This is a genomic window from Azospirillum mesophilum, assembly GCF_053470405.2.
The window spans coordinates 1-19380 of sequence record NZ_JBPXMQ020000015.1 but is presented as its reverse complement, the minus strand read 5'-3'; the positions used below and the strand labels follow the sequence as shown (position 1 = coordinate 19380).

Here is a 19380-nt window from a genome sequence, read left to right as displayed (position 1 = left end):
TCGTCGCGTGCACAAATCCGACATTTTGCAACCAAAATCAACGCTGTTTTCCAATGATTGCCGGCCCCGATAATCGGGCGGCTGTGGTTTGCGCAGGGGAGACGGGCACCCCCTGCGGGGCTTTTCCGTTTGCATGGGACTGGGGTGTGGGGTATTGACCCGCTCCGTATGTCCGACGCTCGCGCCGATGGCCGCGAGGTCGTGCGCCTGCCCATTTTCGACGAGACGACGCTGGCCATGCCCGCAGACACCATCAGCTCCGCCCTGTTGCCCGCCGGCCTGCACGACGTGCTGCCGCCCGAGGCGGCGCACGAAGCGGCGGCGGTGGAACGCCTGCTGGCGGAGTTCACCGCGCACGGCTACCAGCGCGTGAAGCCGCCGCTGGTGGAGTTCGAGGAGAACCTGCTGTCCGGCTCCGGTGCGGCTATGGCGAAGCAGACCTTCCGCCTGATGGACCCGCTGTCGCAGCGCATGATGGCGGTGCGCGCCGACATCACGCCGCAGATCGCCCGCATCGCCACGACACGGCTGAAGAACGAGGCCCGCCCGCTGCGGCTTTGCTATTCGGGGCAGGTGCTGCGCGTGAAAGGCTCGCAGCTTCGCCCCGAACGGCAGTTCACCCAGGTCGGCGTGGAGCTGATCGGCCCGCTGGAGGCCGAGGCGGACGCCGAGGTGATCCTGCTCGCCGCGCACGCGCTGGAGGGGGTGGGGGTCCGGCACCTGTCCGTCGATCTCTGCGTGCCTACCATGGTGCCGCTGGTGTGCCGCGGCCTCGGCCTTGCCGAGGGGGAGACGGCCCGCCTGCGTGCCGCGCTCGACCGCAAGGACGCCGCCGCCGTGGCGGCGGTCGGCGGTCCGGCGGCGGCGCTGCTGCAAACGCTGATGGGCGCTTCCGGCCCGGCCGAGCGCGCCATGCAGGTGCTGGCCGGCCTGTCGCTTCCGGAAGACGCCGAGAAGGACCGCCGCCGCCTGACGGAGGCGCTGCGCCTGCTGCGCGCCGCGCGGCCGGACCTGACGATCACCGTCGATCTGGTCGAGCATCGCGGCTTCGAATACCAGACGGGGCTGAGCTTCACCCTGTTCGCGCGCGACGTGCGCGGCGAACTGGGGGCGGGCGGGCGCTACCGCGCCGGCCGTCCGGAGGAGGCGGAAGAGGGCGAGCCGGCGACCGGCTTCACTCTCTACATGGACACGCTGCTGCGCGCCGTTCCGGCACCGGCGGCGGCCAAGCGCGTTTATGTGCCGCATGGCACTTCCTGGGCCGTGGCGGGCAAGCTGCGCGCCGAGGGCTGGGTGACCGTGGCGGGGCTCGCCCCGGCGGCCGACCCGGACGCGGAGGCCCGGCGCCTGAACTGCGGCCACCGTCTGGCCGACGGTGCCGTGAAGGCCCTGGAGTAGGCTGAACGGACTTTTCCTGCCTCCTCCGAGCGCGGAGGGGGCGATGCACGGATTTCTTTTTCTGCGGAGACACACATGGCCAACGTGGCGGTGGTCGGCGCCCAGTGGGGCGACGAGGGCAAGGGCAAGATCGTCGACTGGCTGTCCAGCCGGGCCGACGTGGTGGTGCGCTTCCAGGGCGGTCACAACGCCGGCCACACGCTGGTGATCAACGGCGTGACGTACAAGCTGAGCCTGCTGCCTTCGGGCGTGGTTCGGCCGGGCAAGCTGTCGGTCATCGGCAACGGCGTCGTCTTCGACCCGTGGGCCTTCATCCGCGAGGTGACGGCGATCAAGAGCCAGGGCGTGGACGTGTCGCCGGCCACCCTGAAGGTCGCCGAGAACGTGCCGCTGATCCTGCCCGTGCACGGCGCCATCGACCGCGCCCGTGAAGAGGCGCGCGGCGCCGGCAAGATCGGCACCACCGGCCGCGGCATCGGCCCGGCCTATGAAGACAAGGTGGCCCGCCGCGCCATCCGCCTGTGCGACCTGTCCGACGAGGCCGTGCTGAAGGAGAAGGTGGACGCGCTGCTCGCCCACCACAACCTGCTGCTCCGCGGCCTGGGTGCGGAGGAGATGAAGCCGGCCGACCTGCTCGACCCGCTGCGCGAGATCACCCCGCAGGTGCTGCCCTACGCCGCCGTCGTCTGGAAGACGCTGGACGAGCTGCGCCGCGCCGGCAAGCGCATCCTGTTCGAGGGCGCGCAGGGCTCCATGCTCGACATCGACCACGGCACCTACCCGTACGTCACCTCCTCCAACACGGTGGCGGGCAACGCGGCGGCCGGCAGCGGCATGGGGCCGCGCGCGGTCGGCTACGTGCTGGGCATCTGCAAGGCCTACACGACGCGCGTCGGCTCCGGCCCGTTCCCGACCGAGCTGTTCGACGACATCGGCGAGCTGATCGGCCAGCGCGGCAAGGAGTTCGGCGTGGTCACCGGGCGCAAGCGCCGCTGCGGCTGGTTCGACGCCGTGATGGTCCGCCAGGCCGTGAAGACCGGCGGCATCGACGGCATCGCCATGACCAAGCTGGACGTGCTGGATGGCTTCGACGAGATCAAGGTCTGCGTCGGCTACCGGCTGGACGGGCAGGAGCTGGACTATTTCCCGGCCAACGCCGGCGCCCAGGCCCGCGTGGAGCCGATCTACGAGACCTTCGAGGGCTGGAAGGACAGCACCCAGGGCGCCCGCTCCTGGGCGGAGTTGCCGGCCCAGGCCGTGAAGTACGTCCGCCATGTGGAAGAGCTGATCCAGGCCCCGGTGGCGCTGCTCTCCACCAGCCCCGAGCGCGACGACACCATCCTGATGAACGACCCGTTCCAGGATTGACGGAAGCCCTTGCAGCCCCTCTTCCGCTTCCGGCGGGAGAGGGGCTCATGGTTCCTTTTCCACTCGTTAAGGGTTTGTTTGCCCTTTGTGCGCCACCTAGGACGTGCACACGCACGCAGTCCCGGGGAACCGCCAGCCAATGCCATCCGATGCCATGAGCGCCGCCGCCGCGGATCGGATGATGGCGAACGCCGAACCGGTCAAGCTGGGCGAACGGTACGAGATTCTGCCCAACGCGCCGATCCCGCTGCTGAACGGGGTCGGGGGCAACGCCTTCACGGCGCGCTCGCTGCGCGACAAGCGGACCGAGCCCTACGCGATCATCTGCCACGGCGCGACCCTGCCGCGCACCGACATCGCCTCCACCGTCGCCAGCCTGGACAATCAGGTGCACATGCGCCTGCTCGACTGGGGCGTGGTGGACTGGCCCGCCGACCACGGGCGGCGCTATTGCCTGATCTTCGAACGGCCGGGCGGCCGCCGGCTGATGAGCGGCCTCAACGAGCCCTCCGAGCCGATTCCCGAAGACCACCTGACCCGCCAGATCGTCCATCCGCTGGTGTCGGCGCTGAAGGAGCTGTCGAGCCGCGGCGTGGTGCACGGCGCCATCCGGCCGAACAACCTGTTCCAGCGCGACCTCGCGACCGGCAGCCTGATGCTGGGCGAATGCGTGTCCACGCCGCCCGGATACGGCCAGCCGGTGCTGCTGGAAACGGTGGAGCGCGCCATGGCCTCGCCCGCCGGGCGCGGCAACGGCACGATGGCCGACGACCTCTATTCGCTGGGCGTGACGCTGCTGCTCCTGCTGCTGGGCCGCAACCCGGTGGCCGGGCTGGACGACGAAGCGATCGTCCAGGCGAAGATCGAGCGCGGATCCTACCCGGCGCTGGTCGGCCAGATGCGCCTGCCGCTGGCCATCAACGAGGTGATTCGCGGCCTGCTGGTGGACGATCCCAAGCAGCGCTGGACCCTCCAGGACCTCGACCTCTGGGTGGCGGGGCGCCGCCTCAGCCCGAAGCAGCCGCAGGTGCCGCGCCGCGCCGCCCGGCCGCTGGAGTTCCAGGGGCAGGAATACTGGCACTGCCGCACGCTGGCCCGCGCCTTTTCCAAGCATGTGGCCGCCGCCGCCACGGTGATCGAGGGCGGCGAGCTGGACAAGTGGCTGCGCCGCTCCATGGGCGACGACGCGCGGGCGGAGGCGGTCGGCAACGCCATTCAGACCGCCTCGACCGGCAAGGCCGGCAGCATGTCGGAACGGCTGGTGGCGCGCGTCTGCATGGCGCTCGACCCCACGGCGCCTCTCCGCTACCGCGGCAAGGCGATGATGCCGGACGGCATCGGCACCATGCTCGCCGACGCCTTCCTGCGCGGCGAATCGCCCCAGCCGGTGGCGGAGGTGCTGGCCAACCAGCTTCCCATGTTCTGGGTCAACGTGCAGTCGGACTTCAAGCCGGAGTTCGTGCCGATGGTGCAGAACTTCGACCAGATCCGCGCCTTCCTGGACCGCACGCCGCATGGGCTGGGCGTGGAGCGGGTGCTGTACGAGATGAACCCGACCATGCCCTGCATCAGCCCGCTGGTCGCCAAGCAGATCCCCACCAGCCCGGCGGAGCTGCTGCGCGCGCTGGACTGGGTGGGGGCCGGCGGGGAGCGCCACAAGGAACCCATCGACCGCCACATCGCCGCCTTCCTGGCCGTGCGCCACAAGCGGACGGAGGAGGTGCTGTACGGCCAACTCGGCTCCAGCGTCGAAACGCTGCGGCGGACCATCGCCATGCTGACCATCCTGGCGGACGTGCAGGCCCGCACCGGCACGGACGGGCTGTCGCATCTGGCGGCCTGGGTGGTGGCTCTGCTGGAGCCGGCCTTCCGCCGCTTCCACAGCCGCCCGCAGCAGGAAGCCGTGCGCAAGCAGGCCGACTCCGCCGCTCACAACGGCCGGCTGGGCGAGCTGCTGAAAATCGTGGACGACCCGGAATCGCTGCGCCACGACAAGCTGGAGTTCGAGGCAGCCCAGATCGCCTACCGGGAAGCCGACACGGAAATCAACAAGCTGCGCCAGATGATCGGCGACCGTCAGGTCATCATCGAATCGACCGGGCGCCAGGTGGCCGCCATCGTGTCGAGCCTGCTGTCGACCCTGCTGGTCGCCGGCATCATCCTGTTCTTCGCCTTTTGACGGCTGGAGGGGACGCGCATGGCCCGCGGCGGGAAGAAGAAACGCAAAGGCAGCATGCTGACGCTGATCCTGCTGATCATTCCGGCGGGACTGGTGGTGTTGCCGACCTCCATCCTGTTCGGCGTCGGCATGATCCCGACCATCGTCGCCTACATCACCGACCGCGATCCGGAGAAGTCCGCGCCGATCACCGTCGGCGGTCTGAACTTCTGCGGCTGCATGCCCTTCGCCATCGACCTGTGGAAGCACAACCACACGATCATGGCGGCGGGGAAGATCTTCACCGATCCCGTGGCGTGGCTGATCATGTACGGGGCGGCGGCCATCGGCTGGGCGCTCTATTACGGCATCCCGCCGACGGTGGCGAATTTCGAGGTGATGCGCGCGGAGAAGCGCGTGGACGCGCTGAAGCAGACGAAGGTCGCCCTGGTCCAGGAATGGGGACCGGACGTGGCCGGCGAAACCTTCGACGAATCCGGCGGCCCCCTGCCGGGCGAGGAGCCGTTTGGGGCGTAACCGACAGAACCCCCCTCTCCCGCCCCCGGCGGGAGAGGGGTTTGAACGGCCTCACCCCGCCAGCTTCTGCTCCAGGGCGGCGTTCTTGATGGCCTTCTGGAGCTTTTCGAAGGCGCGGACCTCGATCTGGCGGACGCGCTCGCGGCTGATGCCGTATTTCTGCGAGAGGTCTTCCAGCGTGGTCGGGTTGTCGCGCAGGCGGCGCTCCATCAGGATGTGGCGCTCGCGCTCGTTCAGGCTTTCCATGGCATGGGCCAGAAGCTTGCGGCGCTTGCCAAGCTCCTCGCTCTCGGCGAGCGAGATTTCCTGGTTGGCCGTCTCGTCCACCAGCCAGTCCTGCCACTCGCCCTCGCTGTCGGCGCGCAGCGGCGCGTTCAGCGAATGGTCGGGGGCGCTCAGGCGGCGGTTCATGTTGACGACGTCCTGCTCCGGCACCTCAAGGGTCGTGGCGATCTGGCGCACCTGCTCGGGCGACATGTCGCCTTCCTCGATGGCCTGCATCTGGCCCTTCAGGCGGCGCAGGTTGAAGAACAGCTTCTTCTGCGCGGCCGTGGTGCCCATCTTCACGAGCGACCAGCTGTGCAGGATGTATTCCTGGATGGCGGCGCGAATCCACCACATGGCGTAGGTCGCCAGCCGGAAGCCGCGGTCGGGGTCGAAGCGCTTGACCGCCTGCATCATGCCGACATTGCCTTCGGAGATCAGTTCCGACAGGGGCAGGCCGTAGCCGCGGTAGCCCATGGCGATCTTCGCCACGAGCCGCAGGTGGCTGGTGACCAGCTTGTGCGCGGCCTCCGAATCCTCGATCTCCTGCCAGCGCTTGGCCAGCATGTACTCCTCCTCTGCCGCCAGCATCGGAAACTTGCGGATTTCCTGGAGGTAGCGCGAGAGGTTGCTTTCGGAACTGATGACCGGAACGCTGGATAGTGTCGCCATGCTTCGCCCTCTCCGACGGTCGTTGTTCGTGCCTTCTGCCGGGCACCCGACCGTTCAACTGTGCTGTGCCGCTCCGCCCGAAGCCCCGAACCGAAGCTGGAGCGTGGGCGGCCGATAACGCGAGAATAACCGACTTCCGTAGATGGGTATAGTCTTTTTAAAGCGATTCTAAGGTAGCGATCAGACGCTCCATATCCGGGGGCAGGCCGGCCTGGAAGCGCACGGGCTCGCCGCGCGTCGGGTGGACGAAGGTCAGCGCCGTGGCGTGCAGCGCCTGCCGTGGAAAGCCAACAAACAGGCCGCGATGCGGTTCCGGAATGGCCGAGGCGTGCTTGCCGCCGGGCCGCCCGGCCCGTCCCTTGCCGTAAAGGGGATCCCCCACGACGGGATGGCCGATATGCGCCATGTGCACGCGGATCTGGTGGGTGCGCCCGGTTTCCAGCACGCATTCGACCAGCGCCAGGGCGGTGCCGAAGGCCTTCACCACGCGGTAGCGGGTGGCGGCGTGCTTCCCGCCGTTGCTCACCACGGCCATCTTCTTGCGGTCGGCGGTGCTGCGGCCGATGTTGCCCTCGATTCGGCCCTCTTTGGGCGAGGGGACGCCCCAGACGAGCGCCAGATAGGTCCGGCTGAGCGACCGGCCGGAGAACTGCTCCGTCAGCGCGTGGTGCGCGCGGTCGTTCTTGGCGACCACCATCAGGCCGCTGGTGTCCTTGTCGAGTCGGTGCACGATGCCCGGCCGCTTCACGCCGCCGATGCCCGACAGGCTGTCGCCGCAATGGGCGAGCAGCGCGTTCACCAGCGTGTTGTCCGGGTTGCCGGCGGCGGGGTGGACCACCAGACCGGCGGGCTTGTCGATCACCAGAACGTCCTCGTCCTCGTAGACCACGTCCAGGGGGATGTCCTGGGCTTCGGGTTGCGCAGGTTCAGCTTCGGGGATGAAAACGTCGAAAGTTTGGCCGGGTTTGACCCGCAGGGAGGGGTCCGTTATCGTCCGCCCGCCCTCGCGCACGCATCCCTGCTCCAGAAGCGCCTGGACGCGCGAGCGCGACAGGCCGGGCAGCCCCGCCGCCAGAACCTTGTCGAGCCGGTCCCCGGCGCAGTCGGCCGGGACCTCGTAGGCGAGCGGACCATCCGCGCCCGCGTCGTTGTTGCCCGTGTCGTTGTTGCTGATCTCGGTGCGCTCGGGCATCGTTCGGCCAAACTCCTTAACATCCGCGCGAGAGTGGACCCCAAACCGTGAAGTTCCTCAAGGCACTCATCGTCATCATGGGCGTGTTGATCATCGTTGGCTTCGCCGTGATCGGCGCGGAACTCTACAAGCGCATGAACGACCCCGAACGCCGCGCCGCCGCCGACGCCGAACGCGTCGTCCCCGCGGCGAAGGCGGAGGAGGTCGGGCTCGACCTGCCGGCGGGTGCGCGCATGAGCGACCCGGTGCCGGTCGGCAACCGCGTCCTGTTCCGCGTCACCGTGCCGGACGGCGCTGACCGCCTCTACGTCATGGACCCGCGCAACGGCGCCATCACCACCACCGTCACCACCGGAAAGGCAGCGTCCGCGCGATGAGCTACGACTTCCGCAGCGACAACGTGGCCGGCGCCGCGCCGGAGATCATCAACGCCTTGGCCGCCGCCTCCATCGGCTCCGCCAACCCCTACGGCGACGACGCGCTGACCGCCAGCGTCACGCAGCGCCTGTCGGCGACCTTCGAGACGGAGGTCGCGGTCTTCCCGGTCGCCACCGGCACGGCCGCCAACGCGCTGGCCCTGTCGGCGCTGGTGCCGTCCTACGGGGCGGTCTACTGCCACGAGGACAGCCACATCAACACCGACGAGTGCGGCGCGCCGGAAAACTTCACGGACGGTGCCAAGCTCGTGGGGCTGGCGGGGGAGGGCGGCAAGCTGTCGCCCGATGCCCTGTCGGCGGCGCTGGGCCGGGCCGGCATCGGCGTGGTGCACCGGGTCCAGCCCGCGGCGCTCAGCCTGACCCAGGCGACCGAGGCCGGCACGGTCTACCGTCCGGAGGAGGTCGCGGCCCTGGTCGACGTGGCGCACGACCACGGCATGGCGGTGCATATGGACGGCGCCCGCTTCGCCAACGCCATCGCCCGGCTGGGCTGCGCGCCGGCGGACGTAACCTGGAAGGTCGGCGTGGACGTGCTGGCGCTGGGCGGCACCAAGGGCGGCTGCCTTGCGGCGGAGGCGGTGGTCTTCTTCAACCCCGCGCTGGCCGAGGATTTCGGCTTCCTGCGCAAGCGCGGCGCGCACCTCGTCTCCAAGATGCGCTTCCTGTCGGCGCAGCTCGACGCGTGGCTGGCGGACGACCTGTGGCTGCGGCTGGCCCGCCACGCCAACACGATGGCTGATCGTCTGGCGCAGGGCCTTGCCGCCCTGCCAGGGGCGGAACTGGCCCACCCTGTGGAGGCCAACGAGATCTTCGTGCGCCTGCCCGCCGCCGTGGCGGACGGGCTGGAAGCGGCGGGCTTCCGCTTCTACCGCTGGGACGGCACGCTGCTGCGTCTGGTCACCGCCTTCGACACGCCGCAGGCCGCCGTGGACGGCTTTCTGGAAATCGCAAAAAAGCTGTCAGAAAAAGCTTGATCGCGAACGGCTGGTTCGCTACAAACCCGCCCACGCCGACGACGCGCTGTCGTCAGACGACGAATGAACTGTCCCCTTCGTCTAGAGGCCTAGGACATCGCCCTCTCACGGCGGTAACAGGGGTTCGAATCCCCTAGGGGACGCCATTCGCAAGGATGGCTGATACAGACAGCGCGGCGCCCGATGAAGGTCCCCTTCGTCTAGAGGCCTAGGACATCGCCCTCTCACGGCGGTAACAGGGGTTCGAATCCCCTAGGGGACGCCATCCTCCGGCACAACGAGCAACGGCCCGCCAACTTGGCGGGCCGTCGTCGTTTGGGGCTGTTTTCTCTTATCGTTTCGCCGTCGCGCGCGACCGGGGTGAACTGCTCAACTCGGCGACTTCCTCCTGCTTCGCGGTGACGAGGCCGGCGGAGCGGACGACGTTCGGGTCGTGGGGGTGGTGGCGGCGCGGGTAGACGCTCTGCACCTTTTCCACATAGTCCTGCGTCTCGCGGTAGGGCGGGATGCCCTTGTATTGCAGGACGGCACCTTCGCCCGCGTTGTAGCCGGCCAGGGCCAGCGGAACGTTCCCGTCGAAGTAGGCCAGAAGCCAGCGCAGGTACTTCATGCCGCCGCGCAGGTTCTGTTCCGGGTCGAAGGGCTTGGTCACGCCGAACCGTTCCGCCGTCTCGGGGATCAGCTGCATCAGCCCCATGGCGTTCTTGTCCGACACCACATCCACGCGGTAGCCCGATTCCACCGCGATGACCGCCAGCACCAGATCGGGGTCGAGCCCGTAGGTGGGGGCCATCTTGGTGACCATGCTGCGGATTTCCTTGGGCGGCATGCGGATCACGCCCCAGCGGATGCTCGGCGGTTCGCAGCGGTCGGGGGCCTTGCCCTTGCCGGCGGACGCCTTCACGGCCTCCTGCGAGTCCTCATGGCCGAGCGCCGCAGCCCGCCGCAGCCAGGCGCGGCCAAGCTCCTCGTCGCGCGTCACGGTGCCCTTGCCGGCCATGTGCATGCGCCCGGCGCGGTAGGCTGCCTCGGCGTAATCCTGCCGCGCCGCGCGGCAGTAGAGCGACAGGGCCAGACGCTCGTCGCGGTTCACGCCTTTGCCGACCTCGTAGCGCAGACCCAACTCATACTGGGCGCGGGCGCTGCCCTTGGTCGCCAGGGCCTCCAGCGCGCGGATCGTGCCTCCATCCGCGCCGGCCAACGCCGCCGTGGGGGCGCCGGCCAGCAGCGCCGCGACCACAAGCCCACACCATCGGGCGCGCTCTTCCCCATTTGGGGAAAGCCTTCGGTCTTTGGGTGTATGCGGGATGCGTGCGCCGCTACTGCCAAGGTCGGAATGTTCGGCGAAGGTGCAAACGGGTAATGTCTTTTGCAGGCGGGAACGCAGCGCCGAAAGAAACAAAAACACTGCTACGGGACGGAAACGCCTACGAAAGGATAATGAAGAACCGCTGTCGGCGGCCTCAGGGAGGGGTGAATACCACGGTTCATCGCGGGCGATACGCCTTGCACTCCCGCAAAAAGCATTGGAGACCGGCTGGCCGACGCCAGTCGGTCTTTTTCTTTTTGGAAAAGTCATGCTACCTCCCGAATGTGCGGGATGAATACGCTTCTCGCCAGTAAAAGTTCCGGTCCCGTTTGGGCAATGCGTGGCATGTAAGAGGTAATCTCGCCAAATTGTGTGAGTGCCTAGCCTTTTTCCCAACTGGCAGCCCGTCCGTTCGGTCATTACGTACTCAAGGGCCAGCGATTGTCTTTGGGAAATCCGGTGATTCTCCGGGCGCAAACGGCGCAGAACGGGGGCCGGCCTGATGCTTCCAGCGTTTCTGGTGCGCTTGAGGCTTTCGGTACTTAGGGAGGCAGCGTTCCACCGATGGCGAACCACGTCGCGAGTTCCTTGCGCCATCCGGCGTGCGACCCCGCGCCGCTCGATCCCGTTGCGCTCGACCCCGTCGATGACGGTTCGCGCGTGGACGACGGCGAGCTGGACGCCGAGGCCGAGGCCGAAGATGGCGCGGAGGTCGACGCGGAGGTTTCCGGCGCTCCACCGGTGCCGCCCGATCCTGCGGTCATCGCCCAGATCGAGGCGGAAATTCCCCGCTTGCGCCGCTTCGCCCGCGCCATGGTGCGCGATGCGACGCTGGCCGACGACCTCGTCCAGGAATGCCTGGAACGCGCCCTGTCCCGCCTGCATCTGTGGCGGCCGGGAAGCAACCTGCGCGCCTGGCTCTTCACGATTCTGCGCAACCTGCACATCAACGGCATCCGCCGGCGTCAGACCGTGGTCGACATCGACGGGGAAGCGCAGGCCAGCATCGGGGCCGCGCATGGCGGCCAGTTCGTGCGGCTGGAACTGCGCGACCTGAAACGCGCCCTGGGCATGCTGCCGACGGAGCAGCGCGAGGTGGTGCTGCTGATCGGGCTGGAGGGAATCTCCTACGGCGAGGCGGCGGACATCCTCGGCATTTCCATCGGCACGGTGAAGTCCCGCCTGTCGCGCGGGCGGAGGGCGCTCCGCCAGCTGATGGAAGGCCGCACCCCGGGCTCGGACGACGAGGACTGAGCCCCTTTTCCCCTTTCTTTTTTGCCGGGCGCACACAAGAAGCCGGCAACGCTCGGGGGGGGAGCGTTGCCGGCAGGTGCGAGGCTAACATCGAGAGGCTTGGGGTACTCGCGCGTCCGGCCCGTAGAGAAAAGGCGGGCCGGACGCGGGCGCCATGCGGGGGAAAATCACCCGGCCTTCCCGTGAAGGCCGGGTGCTGGGTCTAGCGGCGCCGCACCAGGCCCAGAATCAAGCTCGCGGCAAACAAGACCAGGAACAGGAAGAACAGGATTTGCGCAATGCCGGATGAGGCCGACGCAATCCCGCCGAAACCGAGAGCGCCGGCGACCAGCGCGATGACGAAGAAAACCAGTGCCCAATAGAGCATCCTACCCTCCCTCGCTCGGCCCGAAGCGCATGACAGCTCGTCCGACGCGCAGTCTGAAGAACGGCCACTCTGTGAAGAGCGATTTGTACTGTCCAGAACACTGTCTGGAGCGGAAGGTTCCCGGACGGTGCGTCCGTAAAGGACTTTTCTTGGGTAGCCCTTGTTCCAAACGGATAGCGCCCTCTCCGGCACCGCAGACTTGACCGCAACAAGACGGGGCCGGGCGCTGTTGTCGGGGCGAGAGCCCGCATCGGGAAGGTGCGGGTGCGGAGCGCTGCGCCGGATGCCCCCGGCGACGGCGCTCGATCCGTGAGGAGAGGAAAACGATGAACGCGAAGCTTTCCCTGGCCGTGCTGGCCGCCACCCTGGCGGCCGCGCCTGCGGCGATGGCCCAGACCTACGGCAACACCTACCAGAACAACACCTACCAGAACGACGCCTCCCGCTCCGGCTACGAGCGGTCGAGCCCGTCGGGTCTGCCGACCACCAGCCCGGCGGTCCGCAGCCTGCCGGCGGAGCAGCCCGATCCGTGGGACAACAACCGCTCCGGCGCTTCGCAGACCTGGAACAGCCCGGGGTCGCGCGCCGGCACCAGCGGCAGCAGCATGGGAAGCACCATGGGCAGCAGCGGGGCCTACGGCTCGACCGGCTCGGCCGGCACCTACGGTTCGACCGGGAGCTATGGCTCCACGGGGACCATGGGTTCCACGGGCACCATGGGCTCCACGGGCGGCATGGGCTCGACCGACAACCGCCAAGTCCTGATGAACGTCGATCCGAACGTGGCGCAGCGCGCCGGGCGTGGCCAGAACCGCACCGAACTGATGCAGACCTCCCTGCTGAACTACTTCAGCGCGGCGGGCTTCACGTCCGTGCGCGACTTCCGCAAGCAGGGCCAGAACTATGTGGCCGAGGCCCAGGACCAGAACGGCCGCTGGACCACGGTGGAGCTTGACCCGCGCACCGGCACCATCGCCTCCGTTCGCTGAGGCGGGGACGGTCAGTCCATCAGGTGTGACCATGTGCCGGCGAGGCGGCCGAAGCCCGCCGGCACCGTGGTCTCGTACAGGGGCAACGGCTGGCGCAGCCGTTGCCCCGCGTCGCGGCCCAGCGTGCCCACCGTCACGTCGGTGGTTCCCCCGACCGGGATCGAGCCCGACGGCCCGAAGGGCACCACCAGCGACAGTCCTTGTTCCAGCCGCCCGCCGAAGCGGCTCTGCCCGCCGTCCGGCCCTTCGGTCCAGGTCAGGTGGGCGGACAGGCGGACGCCGCCGTCGAAGGCGCGCATCAGTTCCAGCGTCCCGCCCCAATCCCCGCCGAGATACCGCCCCACGCGCAGCGCCGTCGTGGTCGCCGCACCGGGCGCCTCCCAATAGAGGCTCGCGTGGCCGGTCGTCCGTCCGCTGTCGGGGGCGAGGCGGAGCGGATCGCCGGGCGGGCGCTTCCACACCCGGTTCAGGTCCAGCCCGGCGGCCCAGCGCGCCTCCAGCGGGTGATAGAGCGCTTCGCCGCCGATGCCGCCGAACATTTCTTCGAATTGGCCGATGGACAGCCGCGTGGCCCAGCCCGGCGCGGGGTTGGCGAGCCACGCGGCGTAGAGATGCTCCAGTTCAAGACGCTGGGCCGCGTAGAGCGGCAGGTCGCTGCGCACGGGCTGCTCCGCCGGGACCGCGTTGGTGTCCAGCAGGCTGAGGTTGCCCGACAGGTTGGCGCGCAGCCCCGTGCCGAGGACGAGGCCGCGGGCCGGCTCCGTCATCAGCACCGCGTCGGTGAAGGTGCGCTGGACGAAGGGGGCGCCCTGCTCGAACAGGCTGATCTCGGCGGTGGGGTGCAGCGTGAGGCTCCACCGCATGGGCCAGTCGGGCGCGGGGCCGGCGGTGGGAGCGACCTGGGCGGTGTGCCAGATCTCTTCCGCGCTGCCGCGCTTGTTGGCGGCGCGCTCAACGTCGCGGCGGAGCAGGGTGACGGCCGCGCCCTCCAGCCCGGCGTTGCCGGTGGCGATGGTCAGTTGCTCCACCTCCGCCGGAACCGCATCGGCCAGCAGGCGGGCGGCGCGCCCGGCCTCCTGCGCCAGCGGCATGGTGCCGGTGCCCGCCGGGTCGAGCCACAGGGCGGCGCGGTCGCCGGCCACCAGCGCGGAGCGGGCCGGCAGGCCGTGGGCGCGGGCCAGGGTGGCGACGTCCTCGGCGGGGAGGGCGCTTTCGCGGGGCGGGCGCGGGCCGACGGCGGGCGGCGGCGTGGTGGCCGTCTCTTCGCTCTTCTCGCCAGGGTCGAAGCGGGCGGTCAGGCGCAGCATGGCGCGCTTGCCTTGCTCGACGCCGGCGCCGAGTTCCACCCAGGGCAGGGGGCGGTAGGCCAAGCCGGCGTTGACGGGCAGGCCGGGCTGGAACAGCGGGTCTTCCTGCTGCTGGGCGCGGAAGCTGTCGCCGCTGTACTCCAGCTTGACGCTCAGACCTTCCACGGGGGAGTGCCACTCCACCCCGCCGAACAGCGCCGTGCGGTCGCCGGTGAACCATGCCCGCGGGCCGCGCGCGCCGGGCTGCGTCGGGTCGCGGTCGCGCTGGAACCGCCCGCCAAGGAAGCGCAGCGGGTTCTTGAAATGCCCATAGTCGCCAAGCCCGCCCCAGCCGAGCCCCAGGCTCAGGTCCAGGTTCCACCAGCGGCGGGAGGCGACCAGATACTCCCCGGCAAAGCGGCCCTTGCCGGGCAGGTCGAAGCCGGACCCCGTCACGTCCCGCCCGCCGACCGCCAGCGCCGGCCACCACTCCCCCTCCCGCAGCAGACGGAGCTTCGCGTCCACGCCGGGGTCGCTGATGCCGTACCAGTTCGGGTACAGCGTGTTGCGCAGGGTGACCTCAAGGTTGGGAAGAAGCTGCGCGCCGACGGCGATGTGCCGGTGCAGGTCGCCCAGCAGGGTGAAGGTGCCGGTGACCGTTCCGTCCGGCAGCGCGCGCGCGGTGGGGGTTTGCAGCAGCCCGGCCGTCCCCCAATCCGACAGAGTGGGCGCAAGCCCCTCCGCCCGCGCGGTGACGGTGCTCAACAGCAGGGCTAAGGCGGCGGCCGGTGTCTTCACGCCATGGTGGTGGTGATCGGGACGGGGTTCCGATCCATGGCACTGTCATGCGTATGAATGCAACCGGATTGTCCGCAAAGGCGCACTTAAGCCCTCTCCCATCCCCTCCCTCTCCCGCTGGGGACGGGCGAGGAGTAACCACGCTCCTGCGTTGGGCGGCGTTGGGCCGATTTGCAGCCTCTGCACAACGATGTGTGTGCGTATCAATCGGCGTTGTGCTCTTCGGGCGCAAATCCGCCGTTGATGGTTTGAGCGTAGCGGATGCGTGGAAACGAAGCAAGAACGCGCAATGCTTCCCGCAGGGCCATGGCACTTGGAGACTGATTTCCATTCATAGGATCACCGTCATCCCCGCGAAGGCGGGGATCCAGCCTTTTCAGCCGCTTATGTGCGAAGTTTTCTGGATCCCCGCCTTCGCGGGGATGACGAGTGTCATAGAAGAGGAACGTCTTCTCCATATGCGATGGCCCTGATGCTTCCCGTCAGAACGCACCCTTCTGTTCGCGGCGGCGGTCGAGCGCCACGTCGAACTGGCGCAGCAGCTTGTGCATCATCTCGAAATAGAGCTTGCGCGACGGGTTGTTGCGCATGCAGCGGGCGTCCAGATGCGCGACGCTGGTCAGGGCCGACACGCAATAGCCCAGCAGCCAGTAATGGGTGCGGATCTTGCGCAGATAGTCGCGGAAGGGCTCCGGTTCGCCGGCCATGAAGGCGGTGAAGCTGGCTTCGTAGTCGGCCAGGATCTTCCGGATGTCCATCAGCGTGGTTTCCAACGCCTTGCCCACCTTCTCGACATGCATCAGCAGTTGAGTCTCGTAGGGCTTGTGCATGCGGATGTCGACCGGCAGGCAATCCTTCGACTTCAGCCAGTTCAGGACGATCCGCGCCCGCGGCGCGATGCGGCGGAGCTGGTATTCATAGAAGGTCGTGCCCTTCCAGGCGCTGAAGATGGAATCGGCCTCGCCGCGTTCGATGCCGAAGGCGGAGACGAACAGGCCGGCTTCCTCCAGGTCGGGGTTCCAGATCGCTTCCAGGAAGCGCTCGATGCTCTGGCTGTTGGCGTTGCCGCCTTCGATGGCCTTGCGGACGATGGGCTCGATGCGCATGCGGATCAGCCGGCGGATCTGCTGGTCCTCCGCGTCCTCGATCATCCAGTGACGCGGATCGGCGCTGACCTTCTCGACCTCGAAGCAGGCTTTCAGCAGGAAGGGGTCCAGCGAGGGGACGCTGTCGATCAGGGCGAGCGTCCGCAGGTCGGCCGCCGCGTCCTTGTCGCCGTCGTCCGTCAGGCCGAACTGCTCGTTCAGCAACAGGTCGGCGTTGCGCGACCGCAGGTAGATGGCGATGCCGCCACCTTCGGTGTTGTCCACGCTGTGGGGGATGTAGATGCCGGTTTCGACCGGCCGCACGCCGTATTCGTCCTCATCCTCCGGATCGAGGATCGGGTTGATGTAGTCGTCGGTGCGCTCGTCGAAATTGGGGTATTTGAACAGGATGGCGTTGTTCAGCCCCTGGGCGCGGAACAGGCGCGACTCCGCGGGAATCTTCCGGGTCAGCGCGATCATGTTCATCGACACGCTGGAGCCGCCGAACAGGATCTGCTCCAGGATCGGGGACACCGAATCCGACTGCCGCCGCGCTCGCATCGACACTTCACTCCACACCCTGGCTCGGGCGCGGAAGATAGCGGGCGCGGGAAACAAGCAAAAGTGGCTTTGCAGCCTACGAACGATTAAAAATGGCGGGCGCGCCGACCGAATGTTGCGCGCCCGCCATTTTCGCGATTGCCCGGCCTTGCGGTTACTCGGACTTGGCCGCGCCGCCCAGCGAGTTCAGCAGTTGGCCGACCTCGGCCGCCGCGTCCACCGCCACCATGCCCACGGTGTGGTAGCCGGCGTCCACATGCATCACCTCGCCGGTCACGCCGGCACCCAGGTCGGACAGCAGGAACAGGCCGGCGCCGCCGACCTCGCCGATGGTGACGTTGCGCTTCAGCGGGGCGTTCAGCTCGTTCCACTTCAGGATGTAGCGGAAGTCGCCGATGCCGCTGGCCGCCAGCGTCTTGATCGGGCCGGCGGAGATGGCGTTGACGCGGATGTCCTGCCCGCCCAGATCGACGGCGAGGTAGCGCACGCTGGCCTCCAGCGCCGCCTTGGCCACGCCCATCACGTTGTAGTGCGGCATCACGCGCTCCGCACCATAATAGGACAGGGTGACGAGGCTGCCGCCGTTCTTCATCAGCGGCACGGCGCGCTGCGCCACCGCGGTGAAGGAGTAGCAGGAAATGTCCATCGTGCGGAGGAAGTTGCTCCGCGTCGTGTTGAGGTAGAGACCGTCCAACTCGCTCTTGTCGGAAAAGGCGATCGCATGAACCACGAAGTCCAGCGAGCCCCACTCCTTCTCGATGGCGGCGAAGGTCGCGTCGATGCTGGCCTCGTCCGTCACGTCGCAGGGAACGACGATGGGCGCCTTGACCTGCTCGGCCAGCGGCTTCACGCGCTTCAGCAGGGCGTCGCCCTGGTAGGTGAAGGCCAGCTCGGCGCCGTGCTGCGCCAGCGTGGAGGCAATTCCCCAGGCGATCGAACGGTCGTTCGCCACGCCCATGATCAGGCCGCGCTTGCCGTCCATGAGCGGCTTCGGGTTGGACATCCGTACCTCGTTAATCAAGAGTATGCTTTGAAAAGTTGGCCGCATCCTACACGAAAGCCCGGGCCGGTCAAACCAGGGCGGGAGGTCGCGCATGATCGAACCTGAACGATCCCCCCAGGGAACGCCCCGCAAGGGGCCGCCGGGCCGCCTGCGCGAGGTGGGCGGGTTCATCGCCTACTCCGCGATGCGCTTCTACAACGACAACTGCTTCCAGACGGCGGCGTCGCTGACCTACACGTCGCTGCTGGCGCTGGTGCCGCTGATGACCATCGGCTTCGCCATCTTCTCGGCCTTCCCGGCTTTCAACGCCCTGCAGTCGCGCATCCAGACGCTGCTGTTCAAGAATCTGGTGCCGGAGAACAGCGACGCCATCCTGCAATATCTGGCGGCCTTCATGGCCAACGCCGGCCAGATGCCGGTGTTCGGGATCATCGGGCTGGCCTTCTCGTCGGTGCTGCTGATCTGGACGATCGAGGGGTCGTTCGCCACCGTCTGGCGGGTGCGGGAGCCGCGCTCCTACGTCACGCGCATCCTGTCCTTCTGGGCGGTGGTGTCGCTGAGCCCGCTGTTCGCCGGCGCCAGCCTGTCGCTGTCCAGCACGCTGTGGACGGTGCTGCAGTTCGCCCATTTGGAATCCTACGCCGACCCGCTGGTGGGCATCGGCGCGGTGCTGCCGTTCCTGCTGCAACTGATCGGCTGCACGCTTCTGTACATCATCATCCCGAATCGGGAGGTTTACTGGTTGGACGCCGCCTGCGGCGGGGCGGTCGCCTCGGTCCTGCTGGAGGTGTCGAAGGCGGGATTCGCCTGGTACATGCGGGAGTTTCCAGCCTACCAGACCATCTACGGCGCGCTGGCGACGGTGCCGATCTTCCTGTTCTGGCTGTACATCGCCTGGTCCACGGTGCTGTTCGGCGCGGTCGTCACCGCCTCACTGCCCGAATGGCGGGCCGGCAAGATCACGCGCGGCGGGCCGGAGGGGCTGCTTCCCGCCCAGCGGCTGGGGCTGGCGCTGGCCGTGTTGCACGAGCTGATGGACGCCAGCCGCCTGGGCGTGGGCCTGCGCCGGCGGACTCTGGTCGGCCGGGTGCCGGTCGGGACCGTGCTGATCGACGGCATCCTGGAGCAGCTGCGCGACGCCCACTGGGTCGCCCACACCACCCGCGACGCCTGGGTGGTCACGCGCGACCTCGGCGAATCGACGCTGTTCGACCTGATGAAGGCGCTGGGGATCGGCTTGCGCGGCTCCGTGCGCGGGCTTGGCGGGTTGGAACTGCCCTGGCAGGAGCGCACCGCCCAGCTTCTCGAACAGGCGGAGAAGAGCCAGGAGGACATGCTGGGCGTGCAGATCAAGGACCTGCTGTCCGACACGCCGCTGACGGCCGACGCGCCGAAGGGGGAGGGCGTGCCCGCCGTGCCGTTCCGCGCGGGGAGGCGGTGAGGGGGCATTTCTGAACCCTGCTTGCAACTTTTCCGTCATTCCCGCGAAGGCTCTCAGCGGATTTTCAATCCGCCTGACGCCGTCAGCGCTGGCTTCGCCAGCGCGAGAGGCGGGAATCCAGCATGAGCCGCTTTCAGCGGCGATATGAGTCAAGGACTGACTCATATGACGCCCAGACGGGCGTCTGGATCCCCGCCTTCGCGCATAGGCGCTGACTTTAAGAACGACCACCTTTCCATCGTCATCCCCGCGAAGGCGGGGATCCAGAAGGCTTCGCACATAAGTGA

Annotated in this window: 17 protein-coding genes and 2 tRNA genes; 11 read left to right on the top strand and 8 right to left on the bottom strand. The window is 68.2% G+C overall.

All coding sequences use genetic code 11. The features are described from left to right. Positions 1 to 237 precede the first annotated feature (237 nt). The 4 genes from ACSVC7_RS15900 (at position 238) to ACSVC7_RS15885 (ending at position 5461) form a co-directional block, all read left to right on the top strand. Positions 238 to 1398 (top strand): ATP phosphoribosyltransferase regulatory subunit, encoded by a 1161-nt coding sequence (locus ACSVC7_RS15900; protein WP_448203176.1) that lies wholly within the window; start codon positions 238 to 240, stop codon positions 1396 to 1398. Between the two features lie 75 nt (positions 1399 to 1473). Further along, positions 1474 to 2766, top strand: coding sequence for an adenylosuccinate synthase (locus tag ACSVC7_RS15895; protein WP_448203073.1), 1293 nt, complete (start codon positions 1474 to 1476; stop codon positions 2764 to 2766). Positions 2767 to 2905: 139 nt separating this feature from the next. Then, complete coding sequence (locus ACSVC7_RS15890; RefSeq protein ID WP_448203072.1) at positions 2906 to 4945, top strand: protein kinase family protein; 2040 nt, start codon at positions 2906 to 2908, stop codon at positions 4943 to 4945. Between the two features lie 18 nt (positions 4946 to 4963). Further along, positions 4964 to 5461 (top strand): hypothetical protein, encoded by a 498-nt coding sequence (locus tag ACSVC7_RS15885; RefSeq protein WP_448203071.1) that lies wholly within the window; start codon positions 4964 to 4966, stop codon positions 5459 to 5461. Between the two features lie 51 nt (positions 5462 to 5512). Here ACSVC7_RS15885 and rpoH read toward each other — a convergent pair whose 3' ends face one another. Beyond that, on the bottom strand, positions 5513 to 6397 hold the full coding sequence (gene rpoH / locus ACSVC7_RS15880) for an RNA polymerase sigma factor RpoH (RefSeq protein WP_448203070.1): 885 nt from the start codon (positions 6395 to 6397) through the stop codon (positions 5513 to 5515). A 157-nt stretch (positions 6398 to 6554) separates the two neighbouring features. Beyond that, complete coding sequence (locus ACSVC7_RS15875; protein WP_448203069.1) at positions 6555 to 7589, bottom strand: RluA family pseudouridine synthase; 1035 nt, start codon at positions 7587 to 7589, stop codon at positions 6555 to 6557. A gap of 47 nt (positions 7590 to 7636) precedes the next feature. Here ACSVC7_RS15875 and ACSVC7_RS15870 point away from each other — a divergent pair, with 47 nt between their 5' ends. From ACSVC7_RS15870 to ACSVC7_RS15855, 4 genes are all read left to right on the top strand, one after another. Next, positions 7637 to 7966: a hypothetical protein gene (locus tag ACSVC7_RS15870; protein WP_448203068.1), complete on the top strand. Its 330-nt coding sequence runs from the start codon at positions 7637 to 7639 to the stop codon at positions 7964 to 7966. Further along, positions 7963 to 9000, top strand: coding sequence for a threonine aldolase family protein (locus tag ACSVC7_RS15865; protein WP_448203067.1), 1038 nt, complete (start codon positions 7963 to 7965; stop codon positions 8998 to 9000). The genes ACSVC7_RS15870 and ACSVC7_RS15865 overlap by 4 nt, the downstream gene beginning before the upstream one ends. A 70-nt stretch (positions 9001 to 9070) precedes the next feature. Then, positions 9071 to 9146, top strand: a tRNA-Glu gene (locus tag ACSVC7_RS15860). A gap of 43 nt (positions 9147 to 9189) precedes the next feature. After that, a tRNA-Glu gene (locus ACSVC7_RS15855) sits at positions 9190 to 9265 on the top strand. Between the two features lie 66 nt (positions 9266 to 9331). Here the strand turns inward: ACSVC7_RS15855 and ACSVC7_RS15850 are convergent. Next, complete coding sequence (locus tag ACSVC7_RS15850; RefSeq protein WP_448203066.1) at positions 9332 to 10240, bottom strand: transglycosylase SLT domain-containing protein; 909 nt, start codon at positions 10238 to 10240, stop codon at positions 9332 to 9334. 633 nt (positions 10241 to 10873) lie between these two features. Here ACSVC7_RS15850 and ACSVC7_RS15845 point away from each other — a divergent pair. Next, positions 10874 to 11563 (top strand): sigma-70 family RNA polymerase sigma factor, encoded by a 690-nt coding sequence (locus tag ACSVC7_RS15845; RefSeq protein WP_448203065.1) that lies wholly within the window; start codon positions 10874 to 10876, stop codon positions 11561 to 11563. Between the two features lie 202 nt (positions 11564 to 11765). On the opposite strand, the gene ACSVC7_RS15840 is transcribed toward ACSVC7_RS15845, so the two are convergent. Further along, on the bottom strand, positions 11766 to 11930 hold the full coding sequence (locus ACSVC7_RS15840) for a DUF1328 domain-containing protein (RefSeq protein WP_209765735.1): 165 nt from the start codon (positions 11928 to 11930) through the stop codon (positions 11766 to 11768). Positions 11931 to 12256: 326 nt separating this feature from the next. On the opposite strand from ACSVC7_RS15840, the gene ACSVC7_RS15835 reads away from it, so the two are divergent. Next, the gene (locus tag ACSVC7_RS15835) at positions 12257 to 12919 is read left to right on the top strand and encodes a hypothetical protein (RefSeq protein WP_448203064.1); all 663 of its coding nucleotides are present in this window, start codon (positions 12257 to 12259) and stop codon (positions 12917 to 12919) included. Positions 12920 to 12930: 11 nt separating this feature from the next. Here ACSVC7_RS15835 and ACSVC7_RS15830 read toward each other — a convergent pair whose 3' ends face one another. From ACSVC7_RS15830 to fabI, 4 genes are all read right to left on the bottom strand, one after another. Next, positions 12931 to 15003: a YjbH domain-containing protein gene (locus ACSVC7_RS15830; RefSeq protein WP_448203063.1), complete on the bottom strand. Its 2073-nt coding sequence runs from the start codon at positions 15001 to 15003 to the stop codon at positions 12931 to 12933. Between the two features lie 203 nt (positions 15004 to 15206). Then, positions 15207 to 15461 carry a hypothetical protein gene (locus tag ACSVC7_RS15825; protein ID WP_448203062.1) on the bottom strand — a complete coding sequence of 85 codons (255 nt, stop codon included), beginning with the start codon at positions 15459 to 15461 and terminating at the stop codon, positions 15207 to 15209. A 24-nt stretch (positions 15462 to 15485) separates the two neighbouring features. After that, on the bottom strand, positions 15486 to 16649 hold the full coding sequence (locus tag ACSVC7_RS15820) for a hypothetical protein (RefSeq protein WP_448203061.1): 1164 nt from the start codon (positions 16647 to 16649) through the stop codon (positions 15486 to 15488). Positions 16650 to 16803: 154 nt separating this feature from the next. Then, positions 16804 to 17652 carry an enoyl-ACP reductase FabI gene (gene fabI / locus ACSVC7_RS15815; RefSeq protein ID WP_448203060.1) on the bottom strand — a complete coding sequence of 283 codons (849 nt, stop codon included), beginning with the start codon at positions 17650 to 17652 and terminating at the stop codon, positions 16804 to 16806. 91 nt (positions 17653 to 17743) lie between these two features. On the opposite strand from fabI, the gene ACSVC7_RS15810 reads away from it, so the two are divergent. Beyond that, the gene (locus ACSVC7_RS15810; protein ID WP_448203059.1) at positions 17744 to 19093 is read left to right on the top strand and encodes a YihY family inner membrane protein; all 1350 of its coding nucleotides are present in this window, start codon (positions 17744 to 17746) and stop codon (positions 19091 to 19093) included. The last annotated feature ends 287 nt before the right edge of the window (positions 19094 to 19380 follow it).

Bases quoted from the DNA above. Each gene is read 5' to 3' on its own strand.
- ACSVC7_RS15900 (WP_448203176.1), top strand. From the start codon at position 238: ATGCCCGCAGACACCATCAGCTCCGCCCTGTTGCCCGCCGGCCTGCAC.
- ACSVC7_RS15895 (WP_448203073.1), top strand. From the start codon at position 1,474: ATGGCCAACGTGGCGGTGGTCGGCGCCCAGTGGGGCGACGAGGGCAAG.
- ACSVC7_RS15890 (WP_448203072.1), top strand. From the start codon at position 2,906: ATGCCATCCGATGCCATGAGCGCCGCCGCCGCGGATCGGATGATGGCG.
- ACSVC7_RS15885 (WP_448203071.1), top strand. From the start codon at position 4,964: ATGGCCCGCGGCGGGAAGAAGAAACGCAAAGGCAGCATGCTGACGCTG.
- rpoH (WP_448203070.1), bottom strand. From the start codon at position 6,397: ATGGCGACACTATCCAGCGTTCCGGTCATCAGTTCCGAAAGCAACCTC.
- ACSVC7_RS15875 (WP_448203069.1), bottom strand. From the start codon at position 7,589: ATGCCCGAGCGCACCGAGATCAGCAACAACGACACGGGCAACAACGAC.
- ACSVC7_RS15865 (WP_448203067.1), top strand. From the start codon at position 7,963: ATGAGCTACGACTTCCGCAGCGACAACGTGGCCGGCGCCGCGCCGGAG.
- ACSVC7_RS15845 (WP_448203065.1), top strand. From the start codon at position 10,874: ATGGCGAACCACGTCGCGAGTTCCTTGCGCCATCCGGCGTGCGACCCC.
- ACSVC7_RS15840 (WP_209765735.1), bottom strand. From the start codon at position 11,930: ATGCTCTATTGGGCACTGGTTTTCTTCGTCATCGCGCTGGTCGCCGGC.
- ACSVC7_RS15835 (WP_448203064.1), top strand. From the start codon at position 12,257: ATGAACGCGAAGCTTTCCCTGGCCGTGCTGGCCGCCACCCTGGCGGCC.
- ACSVC7_RS15825 (WP_448203062.1), bottom strand. From the start codon at position 15,461: ATGGAGAAGACGTTCCTCTTCTATGACACTCGTCATCCCCGCGAAGGC.
- ACSVC7_RS15820 (WP_448203061.1), bottom strand. From the start codon at position 16,649: ATGCGAGCGCGGCGGCAGTCGGATTCGGTGTCCCCGATCCTGGAGCAG.
- fabI (WP_448203060.1), bottom strand. From the start codon at position 17,652: ATGTCCAACCCGAAGCCGCTCATGGACGGCAAGCGCGGCCTGATCATG.
- ACSVC7_RS15810 (WP_448203059.1), top strand. From the start codon at position 17,744: ATGATCGAACCTGAACGATCCCCCCAGGGAACGCCCCGCAAGGGGCCG.